Below are 338 nucleotides of genomic sequence, written 5' to 3' on the forward strand. Positions count from 1 at the left end.
CTGAAATTATCCAGGAAGCCATGGCAAAAAAGTGGTGAAGCCATCGCGGCGACGAGAGATGGCGCAGGAAGCAGTTCATTCAGGTCGGTGTAGTATCAAACTGGCATGCCTTGCATTCGGCGTGAGCATCACGTGCTATCGCTATCAACCACGCTTGTCTTCTGAAAACGCCGAGATCGCCGATCAGTTGATCCGACTCACACATAACCAGCGCAACTGGGGTTTTGGCCTGTGCTTCTTGTACCTGCGCAACGTGAAGGGCTATCGCTGGAACCACAAGCGTGTGTACCGGATTTACCGCGAACTGGAACTGAATCTGCGGATCAAACCGCGCAAAC

At 53.0% G+C, this 338-nt stretch carries 1 pseudogene; it reads left to right on the plus strand.

The annotated features are described in order from the left end of the window. Window positions 1–338 (plus strand): annotated as a pseudogene (locus tag ACXPVS_RS27480) (IS3 family transposase); the annotation flags it as partial.

Source organism: Pseudomonas sp. Ma2-10 (assembly GCF_054330215.1).